Raw genomic sequence first — 14,239 nt, 5'->3', positions numbered from 1 at the left:
CGGGGGCTCAGGACACGATCGAACCATCGAGGACAAGACCATGCCCTGGACCCGTGAGCAGATGGCGGCCCGTGCCGCGAAGGAACTCAAGGACGGCTACTACGTCAATCTCGGCATCGGCATCCCGACGCTGGTCTCCAACTACATCCCCGCCGGCGTCAGCGTTCAGCTGCAATCCGAGAACGGCATGCTCGGCATGGGGCCTTTTCCGTATGAGGGCGAGGAGGATCCCGACCTGATCAATGCCGGCAAGCAGACCATCACCGAGCTGCCGACCACCAGTTTCTTCTCCTCGGCGGATTCGTTCGGCATGATCCGCGGCGGCCATATCGACCTCTCCATCCTCGGCGCGATGCAGGTGGCCGAGAATGGCGATCTCGCCAATTGGATGATCCCCGGCAAGGTGGTGAAGGGGATGGGCGGCGCCATGGACCTCGTCGCCGGGGTGAAGAAGGTCGTGGTGGTGATGGAGCATGTCGCCCGCAACAAGGACGGCACGGAATCGCCGAAGCTGCTCACGGCCTGCGACCTGCCGCTGACCGGCGCCGGCGTGGTCGACATGGTGATCACGGATCTCGGCGTCTTCACCATCGACGAGACCGGCGGCGGCATGACGCTGATCGAGCTGGCCGAGGGCGTGACCCTCGACGAGATCAAGGCCAAGACCGAAGCGTCGTTCAAGGTCGCGATCTGAGCCGCGAGGAGCGTCGGCGGGAAGGGGGCCGACGGAGCGAACGCGGGCGACGTGGAGCTTCACGCTCTGGATTGCTTCGCTACGCTCGCAATGACGATCCGTCATTGCGAGGAGCGTCAGCGACGAAGCAACCCAGGGGGGCGTGGAGCGCCATGAGCTGGGTTGCTTCGCTAACGCTCGCAATGACGGGTGAGCGTCATTGCGAGGAGCGTCAGCGACGAAGCAACCTAGGGGCCGCAGAGCTCGACGAGCTGGGTTGCTTCGCTGCGCTCGCAATGACGCCCTTACCGTCATTGCGAGGAGCGTCAGCGACGAAGCAACCCAGGAAGGCGTAGAGCTCGACGGTCTGGGTTGCTTCGCTTCGCTCGCAAGGACGGGTTAGGGGTCCCGCGCTTCACGCTCTGGACCGCTTCGCCGCCGCCCGCAAGGCCCCTTACCACCCACGCAACGACCCGCGCGACCTCTCCCAGCCGGCGCGTACCAGCTCCGGCACGTCCTGCGCCTCCTGCGGCCAGCCCAGGCAGAGATAGGCGATCAGCTTCCAGGATGACGGTGCGCCCAGCGCCTCCCGCACGGCGTCCGGCTCCAGGATCGAGACCCAGCCCAGCCCGACACCCTGGACCCGCGCCGCCAGCCAGAGCTGGGTGATCGCGGCGACGACCGAATAATCCAGCATCTCCGGCATGGTCCGGCGCCCGAGCCCATGCCCCTGCTGCGTGCCATGGTCGCAGAACACGGCGAGCTGCTCGGGGGCCTCCTGCAGCCCGGCGAGCTTGAGGCCGGCATAGAGCCTGGCCCGCTCGCCCTCGTAATCCGCCAGAGCGGCGGCATTGCAGCGCGCGAAGCTCGCCTGCACCGCGGCGCGCTGCTCCGGGGCGGTGACCCGCAGCCAGCGCCAGGGCTGGGAATAGCCGACGGAGGGCGCGAGCTCCGCCTGGTCCAGCAGCGTCTCGACCAGCCCCTCGGGCAGCGCGTCGCGACGGAAGCGCCGGACGTCGCGGCGCCAGGCCAGCAGGGTCTTGAACTGCGCGGCGAAAGCCTCGTCGAAACGAGGCGGGGCCTCGGCTCCCGGTCCGGCTTCGCTCATTGCGCCACCGCGATGGCGTGGAAGAATGATCCGGTGACGAGGCCGCGCCGGCTGCCCGCCGGTTTCGGAGCCGCGCCATGCGGATCGGTGACCGTTGCGAAGGCCTCGTCCTCTCCTGTCGCGGCGATCGTGGCATAGTGGAATTCATGCCCGGTCAGCGCGCTGCCGGCCGCGCCGAGCGGCCCGTCCGCCTGCAGCACCGCACGGCGGTAACCCAGATTCATCTTGCGCGTGGCGAAGCTGGTCTCGACGCCGAGCAGCCCGGCCATGGCGTGAGCGACCCCATCCGCATCGGTCAGGCTGCGGCCCAGCACCATATAGCCGCCGCACTCGCCATGGACCGGGCGCGTCTCGGCGAAGGCCCGCAGCCCCGACAGGAAGCGCGCCGCGCCCGCCAGCCGTGCCGCATGAAGCTCGGGATAGCCGCCCGGAAGCCAGCAGGCATCGCAATCTTCCGGAGGCGCCTCGTCGGCCAAAGGCGAGAAGGGCACCAGCGCGGCGCCTTGCGCCCGCCACCCGGCCTCGACATGCGGATAGACGAAGCTGAAGGCGGCATCCCGGGCGATGGCGATGCGTCGCCCCGGCGCCGGCAGCGGGCGCGCCGCCGGCCCTGGTGGAGGCAGCGTCGTCGCGGCTGCGGCCGCGACCAGCGCATCGAGGTCGATCGCCGCCGTGACCGCATCGGCCAAGGCCTCGAGCCGCGCCTGCAAATCCGCGGTCTCGCCGGCCTGCACCAGGCCGAGATGGCGCTCGGGCAGGATCAGGCTCGCCTCGCGCGGCAGGGCACCGAGCACGGGCAGGCCGATCCGGGCCATGCCCTGGCCGACGAGACGGCCATGGCGCTCGCTCGCGACCTTGTTCAGGATCACGCCGGCGATGCGGATGCGCGGGTCATAGTGCATGCAGCCCAGCGCGATGGCGGCGGCCGATTGCGCCTGGCCCGAAACATCGATGACGAGCACGATCGGCCAGCCCAGCAGCGCGGCGATATCGGCGCTGGCACCGGTCGCACCCTCCGGGCCCGGCACGCCGTCGAACAGTCCCATCGAGCCTTCGGCGATGACGAGCTCGCTTTCGGCGGCGGCTTCACCGGCGATCTGGCGCAGCAGCGCCGGCGGCATCGCGAAGGAATCGAGATTGGCGCTCGGCGCGCCGGTCGCAGCGGCATGGAAGGCAGGGTCGATATAGTCCGGCCCGCATTTCAGCCCGCGCACCGTCAGCCCGCGCCGCACCAGCGCGCGCTGCAGCCCGAGCGTGATCGTGGTCTTGCCGGAGCCCGAGCGTGGCGCCGCGATGATCAGGCCGCTGGCGGTCATGCCGGTCTCCCCCGCTGCGCGCGGTTGCGCCGCGCGACGTCGCGGCCCCGCGGGCCAGCGCCGAACCGCCGGCGCTGACGCGCGGCTCCGGCTGCGCTATGCAGGCCTGAATGAGCGATTTTCCTGCAGGACCGTTGCGGCGCGGCTGGACCACCGGGACCTGTGCCGCCGCCGCGGCCAAGGCCGCCTATTGCGGCTGGGTCACCGGCGTCTTTCCCGATCCAGTCGACATCACCTTGCCCGGCGGGCAGCAGCCGGCCTTCGCCCTGGCGCTGCAGGAGCGGCGCGCGGACGGCGCCCGCGCCGGCATCGTCAAGGATGCGGGGGATGATCCGGACGTGACCCATGGCGCGCTCGTCATCGCGGAGCTCACCGGCGCCCCGCCCGGCGCCGGCATCCTGTTCCGGGCGGGCGAGGGTGTCGGCACCGTCACCCTGCCGGGCCTGCCGCTGCCGGTCGGAGAGCCCGCGATCAATCCGATGCCGCGCGAGATGATCCGCCAGGCCCTGGCCGAGGCGCGGGCACGATGCGGCGGCCCGGCCGACGTCACCGTCACCATCGCGATCCCCGGTGGCGAGGCGATCGCGCAGAAGACGATGAACCCCCGCCTCGGCATTCGCGGCGGCCTGTCGATCCTCGGCACCACGGGCATCGTCATCCCGTTCTCCTGCGCCGCCTGGATCCATTCGATCCATCGCGGCATCGATGTCGCCCGCGCCGCCGGGCTCGGCCATGTCGCGGGCGCCACCGGCGCGACCTCCGAGGCCGCGGTGCGGGCGCTGCACGGGCTGCCGGAACAGGCGCTGATCGACATGGGCGATTTCGCCGGCGGCATGCTGAAGTATCTGCGCGTCCACCCGGTCGCGAAGGTCACCGTCGCAGGCGGCTTCGCGAAGATGGTGAAGCTCGGCCAGGGCATGCTCGATCTGCATTCCCGGGCCGGGCCGGTGGATCTCGCCTGGCTGGCCGAGCGTGTGACGGAAGCCGGCGGCAGCGCCGCCCTGGCGCAATGGGTGCCGCAGGCGAATACCGCGCTCGAGGTGCTGCAGCGAGCCCAGGCCGAAGGGATCGACCTGGCCGCGACCGTGGCCGAGCATGCCTGGCGGCGCGCCGCGCGCACGCTCAGTGCCGAGGCGGCGCTGGAGATCGCGGTGTTCGACCGGCAGGGCGCGCTGCTGGCGCGCACCCCCTTCCGCAAGCCGGGCTGAGCGCGGCCTCATACCCCGCCTCCGGGCCGGAAGCGCCGGTCGTAGCCGGCCGAATAGAGCGCGCTCTCGGCGAAGCCCTGTTCGGCCAGCGCCGGCCCGACCAAAATCAGCGCCGTGCGTTCCAGCCCGGCCTGTTTCACCGCCTCGGCGATCGTCGCCAGCGTGCCGCGCAGCACGGTCTCGTCCGGCCAGGAGGCGCGGAAGACGATGGCGACGGGGCAGTCCTCGCCATAGAGCGGCGTCAGCTCCGCCACGATGTGCTCGACGACATGAATCGAGAGATGGATGGCCAGCGTCGACCCGGTCGCGGCGAAAGCCGTGAGGGTCTCGCGCTCCGGCATGGCGGAGGCGCGGCCGGAGGTCCGCGTCAGCACCAGCGACTGCGCGACGCCGGGCAGGGTAAGCTCGCGCTTCAGCGCCGCCGCCGCCGCCGCGAAGGCCGGCACGCCCGGTGTGACGCTGTAGGGAATGCCCAGCCGGTCGAGCCGGCGCATCTGCTCGGCCGTCGCGCTCCAGACCGAGAGATCGCCGGAATGCAGCCGCGCCACATCCTGCCCCGCCTCATGCGCCGCCCGCATTTCGGCGATGATCGCGTCGAGATCGAGCGGGGCGGTGTCGATGATCCGGGCCTGCGGCGGGCACCAGCCGAGCATCGCCCGCGGGATCAGCGACCCCGCATAGAGGCAGACCGGGCAGGCGGCGATGAGATCGCGCCCGCGCAGGGTGATCAGGTCCGGCGCACCGGGACCGGCGCCGATGAAATGGATGGTCATGGCGCGCTCCTCGCCAAAGCGCAGGTGACGCGGGCGGTGGCGATGCGCGGCTGGACGAGCCGGCCGCCCGGCCCCGCCGCGGCGAGAGCGGCCGCCTCCGCCACCGAACCGACGCCGTAGAGCGCGCTGATGCGCGTCGAGCGGGTCGCGCAGCCCGCCTCGAAACCCTGCAGCGCCTCGTCGGGAATGGCCGTCACCGGGCAGCCGCAGGCGGCGGCGACCGCCGCGAGCCCCGGCTCGCCGATTCTGGCCTGCAGCGTCGCGATGCGGGCGAGCGCGCCGGCCTCGAGCCCCGCCAGCGCCAGCGCTTGGGCCAGGCACTCGGCGATGTCCTGCTCCGGCGTATCCGGGCGCAGGCCGATCCCGGCGATCAGTTCACCGCTCATGGCTTCACCACCCGCCATTGCGTCACCGGCATCGCGCTGCGCCAGCCATGCATGGTGCCGACCCGGTCGAGATGGGCGAGCCCGATCCGGCGCAGGCTGCCGCCATGGCGGGAGAACAGCGCCGCGAGGCGAGCCTCCCCCTCCAGCGTCACGACATTGGCCACCAGCCGCCCGCCCGGCTTCAGTGCCGCCAGGGCCGCCTCGGCGACGCCCTCATCGGCGATGCCGCCGCCGATGAACACGGCATCGGGCTCGGCCTGCCCGGCGAAGCCGTCCGGCGCGCGCCCCTCGACGATGGTCACGGGCAGCGCGCCCAGCGCCTGCCGGTTGGCGGCGATCCTTGCCGCCCGCTCCGGCCGCTCCTCGAAGGCGATCGCCCGGTTCGCGCCATGGCGCAGGCACCATTCCAGCCCGATCGATCCCGAACCGGCGCCGACATCCCAGAGCAATTCGCCGGCCCGCGGCTGCAGGGCCGAGAGCGTGACGGCGCGGATATCGGCCTTGGTCAGCTGGCCGTCATTCGCGAAGAACCCGTCGTCGAGCCCGGCCGCGAGCGGCAGGATGAACGCCTCCGGCGCGGCCTGCAGCTCCAACGCCACGAGGTTCAGCGGGTCGATTTCCGACAGCGCGAAATCCCTAGCCGTCGTGGCACGCACCCGCTCCCTCGGCCCGCCCAAAGCTTCCAGCACCACCAGAAGCGATGCGCCGAAGCCGCGGTCGCAGAGCAGCTGCGCCAGCCGGGCCGGCGTCGTCCCGTCCCAGGACAGGGCGAGCACGCGCCGGCCCGGCTGCAGATGCGGCACGATCCGCTCCAGCGCCCGCCCATGCAGCGAGACCAAGGCGCAATCCTGCTGCGCCCAGCACAGCCGCGCGCAGGCGAGGCTGAAGGCCGAGGGCTGCGGAAACGCCGCGATCTCGCTGGGTGCGACCAGCCCCGCCAGCTGCACGCCGACGCCGTAATGGAAGGGGTCTCCCGAGGCGAGGACGCAGACCGGCCGGCCGCGCCGTGCCATCAGCGCCGGGAACGCGTCGCTCAGCGGGCTAGGCCAGGCTAGTGTCTCGGCCGCGACGGGGGCGACCAGCGCCAGATGCCGCGCCCCGCCGACGACCAGCTCGGCTCGGTCCAGCGCCGCCAGCGCCACGGGCGCCAGCCCCGCGCGCCCATCCTCGCCCAGCCCGACGAGGCTGAGCCAGGGTCGCAGCGGGGCGCTCGACAGCCCGGCCGTTTCAGGCGAGAACATGGTCATGACCGTCCTCATCCTCGGCGGAACGAGCGAAGCCGTCGCGCTTGACCAGCATCTCGCTGAGCAGGCTCCGGATATTCGCGCCATCATCTCGCTGGCCGGCCATACAGCCGATCCCAGGCCGCTGAACCTGCCGGTCCGCAGCGGCGGCTTCGGCGGCATCGACGGGCTCAGGCGCTATCTCGTCGAGGAAGGCATCATCGCCGTCATCGACGCGACGCATCCTTTCGCGGCGATCATGCCCTTCCATGCCCAGGCGGCCTGCAAGGCCGAGGGTGTGCCGCTGCTCGCCATCCGGCGCAAGGCCTGGACGCCCATGCCGGGCGACCGCTGGACCAGCGTGCTCGACATGGAGGCGGCCGTCGCCGCGCTCGGCGAGGAGCCGCGCCGGGTCTTCCTTACCGTCGGCCGGCTGGAGCTGCCGCATTTCGCGGATTCGCCGCGCCACCGCTATCTCGTCCGCGTCATCGAGCCGATCGGCGACCGGCTGCCGCTGCACGACGTCACGGTGCTGCAGCAGCGCGGGCCCTTCCTGGTCGATGAGGAGGAGGCGCTGATGCGGAGCGAGGGCGTCGAGATCCTCGTCACCAAGAATTCCGGCGGGGATGCGACGGCCGCCAAGCTGATCGCCGCGCGCCGCCTCGGCCTGCCCGTGATCATGGTGGAACGCCCGCCCAAGCCCGATGTCGAGACCGTCGACCATATCGATCAGGTCCTGCCCTGGCTGGTGGCGCAGGGGCTCTTCGTCACCGAGCGCGGCGTATAGACGATCGGCTCCCGGCCCGGCCGCGCGATCAGCCGGGTGGTCGAGGCGCCGATCATGACCAGCGTCGCCATATCCGCCATCTCCGCCCGCGCCTGGGCCAGCGGCACGACCTGCAGCGCTTCGTCCGGGCGGCCGATCGCGCGGGCGAACAGCACCGGCGTCTCCGGCGCGCGATGCCGCGCGGCCAGCGCCAGCGCCTCGCCGAGCTGCCAGGGCCGCGCCTTGGAGATCGGGTTGTAGAGGCAGATCACGAAATCGGCTGCCAGCACTGCCGCGAGCCGGGCGGTGACGAGCTCCCAGGGCTTGAGATTATCCGAGAGCGAGATCGCGCAGAAATCGCCGCCGAGCGGGGCGCCGGCACGGGCGGCGGCGGCCAGCATAGCGGTGATCCCGGGCTCGACCAGGATCGGCAGGTCGAGCCAGCCGGGCTCGCCCGCCTCCAGCGCCTCGAACACCGCGGCCGCCATGGCGAAGACGCCGGGATCCCCGCCCGAGACCACCGCGACCCGGTGGCCGGCGGCGGCGAGCGCGAGCGCATGCCGCGCCCGCTGCAGCTCCACCCGGTTGTCGCTGCCATGCTTAAGCCGTCCCTCCCGGTCCGGCACCCGGTCGAGATAGGGGCCGTAGCCGATCAGATCGGTCGCATCGTCGAGCGCCGCCTGCGCCGCCGGCGTCAGCCAATGCGCACCGCCGGGGCCGAGGCCGATCAGGGTCACGCGGCCGCCGCTCATAGCCGCCGCCCTTCGCCCGGCACCAGCACGATCGAGAAATACGGCGCCCGATCGTCTTGCTTGTCGGCGAGGCGGGTGATGGTTTGGCCCGGCATGGTGGCGTGCTCGACATAGATCGCGCGGTGGAGCAGCCCGGCCACGGCCAGCGCGCGCCGGACCTTCGGCAGGTTGCGGCCGAGCTTCATGATCACCGCGGCGTCGGTATCGCCGAGACGGCGGGCGAGTTCCGCCTCCGGCAGCGTGCCCGGCAGCACGGTCAGCACATCGTCGCCCCAGGTGATCGGCGTCTGCGCCCGCACCCAGGCGCCCGTCATGCTGGTAACCCCCGGCACCACCTCGGTGGGGAAGCGATGCGCGAGCCGCCGCCACAGATGCATGAAGGAGCCGTAGAAGAACGGGTCGCCGTCGCAGAGCACGGCGCAGCTGCGCCCGGCCTCCATCTCCGCAGCCAGACAAGCGGCCGATTCATCGTAGAAGGCGGCGATCGGCACGGCATAGCCCGGCTCCGCCACCGGCACTTCGATGGTGACGGGGAAGGCGAGCGCGATCTCCCGCGCGGCATCCGGCGCCACCACCCTGTCGGCCGTCTCGCGCGCATGGCCCCTGCTGCCGCGCTTGCAGAAATGCACCAGCCGGTCGGCCTTGAGGATGATGTCGCGGGCGCGCACCGTCATATAATCGGGCTCGCCGGGGCCGAGCCCGACGCCGAAGAGAAGCGGTGTCACCGGTCCTGCCTCCACCGGCTCATTCCCTCTCTTGCGCCAGCGCGTTGACGGCCGCGGCCGCCATCGCCGAGCCGCCGCGCCGCCCATGCACGACGATGAACGGCACCCGTCCGTCCCGCGACAGCGCCTCCTTCGATTCCGCCGCCCCGACGAAGCCGACCGGGATGCCGATCACCGCGGCCGGCAGCGGCGCGCCCTCGTCCAGCATCTCCAGCAGCCGGAACAGGGCGGTCGGCGCATTGCCGATCACGATCACGGCGCCGGCCACCTGCTCGCGCCACAATTCCATCGCCGCCGCCGAGCGCGTCGTGCCGAGCTTCGCCGCCAGCCCGGGCGTGCGCGGGTCGTCGAGCGTGCAGATCACCGGGTTGGCCGCCGGCAGCCGCGTCCGCGTCACGCCATTGGCCACCATCTTGGCGTCGCACAGGATCGGCGCGCCGGCCCTCAGCGCCGCCTCGGCCGCCTCGCAGGCGCCGGGCGAGATCTCCACGTCCGGCGGCAGGTCGGTCATCCCGCAGGCATGGATCATCCGCACCACGACCCGTTCCGCCGTGCCGGAGAAGCGCGACAGATCCGCCTCGCTGCGGATGATCTGGAAGGAGCGGTCATAGATCGCCGCCCCGTCATGGATGTAGTCGTAGCGCGTGGTCACGGCATGCGTCCCGAAGGCCGGGCGAGCCGGCTGTACAAATCCTGTCCGGGCTGCAGACGCGCCAGAATGGCGGCGAGGTCAAGCCGGGCCAGCGCCTCGTCCCGCGGCGCGCCCCCCACCACCAGGTCATAGCCGCCTTCCGCACCGACCAGCGTCAGATCGGCGGGCCCGGGATGGGCGCAGCCCTTGATGCAGCCGGAGACATGCAGCGACAGGCCCGCGGCGAGCAGCGGCGCCAGCCGCTCCGCCAGCACCGCCGCATCGGCCATGCTGTCGCTCTGCGCCCGCGCGCAGGCCGGCCTGCCGGCGCAGGCCTGCACCCCGAGCCGCGGATCGCCATCGGCGACGATGAGGCCGAGCTCCTCCGCCTGGGCGAGGAAGCGCAGCGCCGCCGCCCGCTCGAGGTCGAGACAGGACAGGCCGCGCCAGGGCGTCAGCCGCAGGGTCTTCGCCCCGCCTGCCGCGGCGGCCTCGCCGAGCCGGCGGAGCACGCCGGCGCCGCAGCGGCCGAAGGGCAGGGCGACCATTGCGGCGCAGCGCCCGTCGGCGGCCGTGAAGAGCCCGGCGCGCGCCGGCGCAGGACGCGGTGCAGGCGCGGCGCAGCGAGGTGTCGCGATCATCGCGGCGAGGTTGGCCGGCGTGCAGTCGCGCAAGCGGCGCAGCTCCGGCCGGTCCGGCCGCATCGCGGCGAAGCCGCGCAGCAGCGCCAGCGCCGCCGTCAGCGCGGAATCGGGCGCGAGCGGCCCGTACCAGAGCCCATGCGGCAGGCCGAGGCTGACCAGCCCCGGCGCCACCCCCACCAGCCGGAGATCGGCCGCGACGCCGTCGAGCGCCATCGCTCCGCCGCCATCGACCACGATCGCGCATTTCGGCGGCAGACCGGCCAGTTCGCGCCCCGCCGCGGCGAGCTCGCGGGCGAGCGCCGCCGCATCGACGCAATCGCCGAAATCCAGACCGGGGAAGCCCGGCCGCTCGTCCAGCAGCGGTGAGGTCAGGACCAGCCGTTGCGGTCCCTCTCCCGCGACCTCGTCGACCAGCCGCTCCCGCAGCAGCGCCGCGACGAGCTCCGGATGCGCCGCCGCGCTGATGCCGCGCAGCTGCAGGTTCGCCCGCGCGGTGATCTCGATCAGCCCATTGCCGAAGCGCTCGGCCAGTGCGGTGATGGCGATCAGCTGTGGCGGGGTGAGGCAGGCCTGCGGCGGATGCAGGCGCACCAGCCAGCCATCGCCGGTTTCCATCGGCCGCAGCGTGCTCGGGCACCAGCCGCGCCGCAGGGATGCGGGAGAGGCGGCCGTCATTCCGCCGCCTCCCGCGCCAGGAAGGCGCCGACCGAATTGCGCCGGCTGGTCCAGAGGCCGCGGCGCTGGGCCTCCGCCAGCCTCGCCCGGATCGCGGCGGCGGCCGGGGCATTGGCCTGCTCCAGCGCGCTCCAGACCTGCGCATCGGCGCACCAGGCCTGGAAGACCGCCTCGAACAGCCCATCCGGCACCGCATCGGTGCTGGTGGCGAAGACGAAGAGCGTATCCACCGCCTCGGCCAGCTCGGCCGCGCCGCGCCAGCCATGGGCGAGCTGCCCTTGGATCCAGCGCGGATGGGTCAGCCGCCCCAGCACGATGCGCGCCAGATCCTCCGGCAGCGTGCGCACCACCGGCCGCTCGGGCTGCGACGTGTCGAGGCTGTAGATCATCGGCGCGGCGCCCAGGCTCTGCGCCGCCGCCACCAGCCCGCCGATCGCATCGGCCGCGCTGCTGGCTTCCAGAATATCGCGGCCGGCCGTGTCGCTGACATGGACGAAGGCGTCGGAGGCCGCGATCCGCGCCGCGAAACCCTCATCCGCCTGCGCCTCCCCCTCGGCCCCGCCATAGGCATGGTCGGAGGCCGCGAGATAGCGCGCGGCGAGGTCCGATCGCGCCTGCCAATCCCCGTCCAGGGCCGCATCGGCCATGCCGGCGCCATAACGGCCGGGCGCCGCACCGAAAATCCGCGCGCCGCTCTCGCCGCGGCGGCGGGCGGCCGCCGGCTCGTTCCACTCATCGGGCTCGTCCAGCGCCGCGACCGCGCGCGCAGCGGCGTCGAGCAGCGCGATCTGGGCGGGAAACGTGTCGCGAAAGGCGCCGGAAATGCGGATCGTCACGTCCAGCCGCGGGAAGCCGAGTTTTGGCTGCGGCGTGATGGCGAAGCCGGTGACGCGTGTGGAGGCATGGTCCCAGATCGGCGCCACGCCCATCAGCGTCAGCGCCTGGGCGATGTCCTCGCCCCCGGAGCGCAGGGTCGGCGAGGCCCAGAGATCCATCACGATCCGGCGGGGATGGTCGCCGCGCTCCTGCAGATGGCGCGTCACCAGCGCCTGCGCCGCGGCCGCGCCCAGGCTGGTGGCGGCGCGAGTTGGGATCGCGCGCGGGTCGAGCGTCGACAGGTTGCGGCCGGTCGGCAGCACGTCGTGCCGCCCGCGATGCGGCGAGCCGGCCGGACCGGGGACGATGAAGCGGCCGTCCAGCGCCCGCAGCAGATTATCGCGTTCCGACTGCGCGGAGACGGGGTCATGCGCCGCCGCGCCGAAGACGTGCAGCCCGTCGCGGAAGGGCAGTTCCGCGATATCGCATAATTGCGCGTCGAGCCGGGTCAGCGCCTCGGAGATCGGCATCTCGGGCGTGACGCCGCAGGCCGCCGAGAGCCCGCTCGCCTCGGCGCGGGCGCGGATCTCCCCCGCCACCAGCGCCGCGCGTCGCGGATCCATGACCTGCGCCTGCGCGAATTCCTCGACCAGCTCGCGCAGCAGCGCCACCTCGCCGCCGGCTCCGGTCTCGGCCAGGCGCGGCGGCAGATGGCCGAGGGTGATCGCCGAGAGCCGGCGCTTGGCGGGCGCGGCCTCGCCGGGGTCGTCGACGACATAGGGATAGATGACGGGCAGGCCCCGGGTGACGATGCGCGGCCAGCAGGCAGCGGAGAGCGCCACGGCCTTGCCCGGCAGCCATTCCGTGGTGCCATGCGTGCCGAGATGGATCAGCGCATCGCTGCCCGCCCGGCGCAGCGCCAGGTAGAAGGCGAGATAGCCATGGCAGGGCGGCATGTCGGGGTCGTGATAGCCCGCCTTGCGGTCGCCGCCGTCGCGTGGCGGCTGCAGGGCGACGAGGAGATTGCCGAAGCGCATGGTGCGGAAGCGGAAGCTGCCATCCGTGCAGGAAGGATCGTCTTCGGCCCCGCCATGGGCCGCGAGCAATGGGTCGCGCGCTGCCGCCGGCACGGTCGCGAGCCAGTCGCGATAGGCAGCGAGCGGCACCGTCAGCCCCTCGGGCCCGGCGGTCAGCGCCTGCATCAGCTCAGGGCCCGCGCCGGCCGGGTCCGGAAGCGGCGCCTGGGGCTGCGGCGCCAGGTCCTGCCCGACATCGTAACCGGCCCCCGCGAGCAGCGCGCGGATGGCGCCGACGCTCGCCGGCGTGTCGAGTCCGACGGCGAACCCCGCCCGTCCGCCCCGCGCCGGATAATCCGACATCACCAGGGCCAGCCGCCGCCGATGCGCGGGGGTCGCGGCCAGCGCGATCCAGCCCGAAGCCAGCTCGGCCAGCGCGGCGATCCCGTCATCATCCGGCACCAGGCGGCGCGTCGGCAGCCCGCTGGCGGGGTCGAGGCTCTCCAGCTTGAAGGCGACGGGGATGGCGCCGAGCCGGCCGTCGAATTCCGGCAGCGCCACCTGCATCGCCAGATCGACGGCGGACAGCCCGCGCGGCGAGGCCGCCCAGGCCTCGCGCGTCGCACCGACCGGCACGGCCTGCAGGATCGGGCAATCCGCGAGGTCGAGCGGAAATCGCGCGCCGTCACGGGCCGAAAAGGCGGTGGTGGTGACGATCAGGGCCGGTTTGCGCGTGGCGATCAGCGCCGCGAGCTCGGCGAGAACCTCCTTGTCCTTCAGGCTGGTCAGCGCCAGCGGCAGCGGCGCGTGGCCCGCCTTGGCCAGGGCCTGGACGAGCGCCTCGCCCATCGCGCCGTCGCCGGCGCCGATCGCGGAGCGGTAGAGCAGGATCGGGATCAGCGCCTTGTCAGCGGGCAGGGCGGCGAGCGCCTCGCGCCAGGGCTGCGGCCCGCCGGCGGATGCCGCGAATAGCGCCGGCAGGACGGCCGGACGCAGCGGCTCCGGCATGTCGAAGCGCGTCTCGCTCGCCCTCTCTCCGGCGGCGAGGACGAGGGAGATGCCGCCCAGCAGGCGGCGCATCGAGTCTACGCCGCCGCCGTCCCTGAAATAGGCCAGCAGCGCCTGCGCGCAGGCGGGCGGCACGGTGCCGAACTCCGCCAGCCGCGGATCCGCGCGGTCGTCGCCCGGCAGCACGGCCAGCGCCACGCCATGCGCGCGGCAGGACAGCGCCAGCTGCTCGATGCCGTAGCGCCAGTAATCCAGCCCGCCGAGGCAGCGCAGCAGCACGAAGCGGCAATGCCGCGCCGTCTTCTCGATCAGCAGATCGACCGAGAGCGGGTGCTGCAGCCGCCGCAGTGACGCCGATCTGACGGCGAGGCCGCCCGCCCCCGCCGCCGCCGCCAGCGCGGCGAGATCGCCGTCGCTGAACGACAGGACGAGGACATCCCCCGGCGGCAGCGCGAGATCGACGGCATCCGCGCCGTCGTCGAGCCTGATCTCGCTGGAGGGCAGGAGGTGCATGTCACA

The 14,239-nt window shown here is 72.8% G+C and carries 13 protein-coding genes; 3 read left to right on the top strand and 10 right to left on the bottom strand.

The features are described 5' to 3' along the window. The first annotated feature begins 40 nt into the window (after window positions 1–40). The gene (locus tag ASG72_RS04370) at window positions 41–694 is read left to right on the top strand and encodes a 3-oxoacid CoA-transferase subunit B (RefSeq protein ID WP_056709371.1); all 654 of its coding nucleotides are present in this window, start codon (window positions 41–43) and stop codon (window positions 692–694) included. Window positions 695–1,127: 433 nt separating this feature from the next. Here ASG72_RS04370 and bluB read toward each other — a convergent pair whose 3' ends face one another. Continuing rightward, window positions 1,128–1,781 carry a 5,6-dimethylbenzimidazole synthase gene (gene bluB, locus ASG72_RS04365; protein ID WP_056709369.1) on the bottom strand — a complete coding sequence of 218 codons (654 nt, stop codon included), beginning with the start codon at window positions 1,779–1,781 and terminating at the stop codon, window positions 1,128–1,130. After that, window positions 1,778–3,097: a cobyrinate a,c-diamide synthase gene (locus ASG72_RS04360; RefSeq protein WP_056709367.1), complete on the bottom strand. Its 1,320-nt coding sequence runs from the start codon at window positions 3,095–3,097 to the stop codon at window positions 1,778–1,780. The genes bluB and ASG72_RS04360 overlap by 4 nt, the downstream gene beginning before the upstream one ends. 110 nt (window positions 3,098–3,207) lie before the next feature. On the opposite strand from ASG72_RS04360, the gene ASG72_RS04355 reads away from it, so the two are divergent. Beyond that, the gene (locus ASG72_RS04355; protein ID WP_056709366.1) at window positions 3,208–4,305 is read left to right on the top strand and encodes a cobalt-precorrin-5B (C(1))-methyltransferase; all 1,098 of its coding nucleotides are present in this window, start codon (window positions 3,208–3,210) and stop codon (window positions 4,303–4,305) included. 8 nt (window positions 4,306–4,313) lie between these two features. Here ASG72_RS04355 and cobM read toward each other — a convergent pair whose 3' ends face one another. The 3 genes from cobM to ASG72_RS04340 are packed head-to-tail and all read right to left on the bottom strand — an operon-like array spanning window position 4,314 to window position 6,711. Beyond that, entirely contained in the window at window positions 4,314–5,078 is a 765-nt protein-coding gene (gene cobM / locus ASG72_RS04350) for a precorrin-4 C(11)-methyltransferase (RefSeq protein WP_056709364.1), read from the bottom strand. Continuing rightward, window positions 5,075–5,464 carry a cobalamin biosynthesis protein gene (locus ASG72_RS04345; protein WP_056709362.1) on the bottom strand — a complete coding sequence of 130 codons (390 nt, stop codon included), beginning with the start codon at window positions 5,462–5,464 and terminating at the stop codon, window positions 5,075–5,077. Before ASG72_RS04345 ends, cobM begins: the two co-directional genes overlap by 4 nt. Further along, window positions 5,461–6,711, bottom strand: a complete 1,251-nt coding sequence (locus tag ASG72_RS04340) for a bifunctional cobalt-precorrin-7 (C(5))-methyltransferase/cobalt-precorrin-6B (C(15))-methyltransferase (protein ID WP_056709360.1) — start codon at window positions 6,709–6,711, stop codon at window positions 5,461–5,463. Before ASG72_RS04340 ends, ASG72_RS04345 begins: the two co-directional genes overlap by 4 nt. On the opposite strand from ASG72_RS04340, the gene ASG72_RS04335 reads away from it, so the two are divergent. Beyond that, entirely contained in the window at window positions 6,710–7,474 is a 765-nt protein-coding gene (locus ASG72_RS04335; RefSeq protein WP_056709358.1) for a cobalt-precorrin-6A reductase, read from the top strand. The two genes, ASG72_RS04340 and ASG72_RS04335, sit on opposite strands and share 2 nt — an antisense overlap. Here the strand turns inward: ASG72_RS04335 and cobJ are convergent. The 5 genes from cobJ to cobN are packed head-to-tail and all read right to left on the bottom strand — an operon-like array spanning window position 7,417 to window position 14,233. Continuing rightward, window positions 7,417–8,205 carry a precorrin-3B C(17)-methyltransferase gene (cobJ, locus tag ASG72_RS04330; RefSeq protein WP_056709356.1) on the bottom strand — a complete coding sequence of 263 codons (789 nt, stop codon included), beginning with the start codon at window positions 8,203–8,205 and terminating at the stop codon, window positions 7,417–7,419. The genes ASG72_RS04335 and cobJ overlap by 58 nt on opposite strands. Then, on the bottom strand, window positions 8,202–8,930 hold the full coding sequence (locus ASG72_RS04325; RefSeq protein ID WP_280137733.1) for a precorrin-2 C(20)-methyltransferase: 729 nt from the start codon (window positions 8,928–8,930) through the stop codon (window positions 8,202–8,204). The genes cobJ and ASG72_RS04325 overlap by 4 nt, the downstream gene beginning before the upstream one ends. 19 nt (window positions 8,931–8,949) lie before the next feature. Next, on the bottom strand, window positions 8,950–9,582 hold the full coding sequence (locus ASG72_RS04320; protein WP_056709351.1) for a precorrin-8X methylmutase: 633 nt from the start codon (window positions 9,580–9,582) through the stop codon (window positions 8,950–8,952). Beyond that, a complete protein-coding gene (cobG, locus tag ASG72_RS04315; RefSeq protein WP_082540069.1) occupies window positions 9,579–10,880 on the bottom strand; it encodes a precorrin-3B synthase in 1,302 nt (433 codons plus the stop codon). The genes ASG72_RS04320 and cobG overlap by 4 nt, the downstream gene beginning before the upstream one ends. After that, entirely contained in the window at window positions 10,877–14,233 is a 3,357-nt protein-coding gene (gene cobN / locus ASG72_RS04310) for a cobaltochelatase subunit CobN (RefSeq protein WP_056709348.1), read from the bottom strand. Before cobN ends, cobG begins: the two co-directional genes overlap by 4 nt. Between the last annotated feature and the right edge of the window lie 6 nt (window positions 14,234–14,239).

The organism is Allobosea sp. Leaf344, assembly GCF_001426225.1.
GTDB lineage: Bacteria > Pseudomonadota > Alphaproteobacteria > Rhizobiales > Beijerinckiaceae > Allobosea.
The sequence above is the reverse complement of the archived record's forward strand: the minus strand, read 5'-3'. Positions and strand labels throughout refer to the sequence as shown.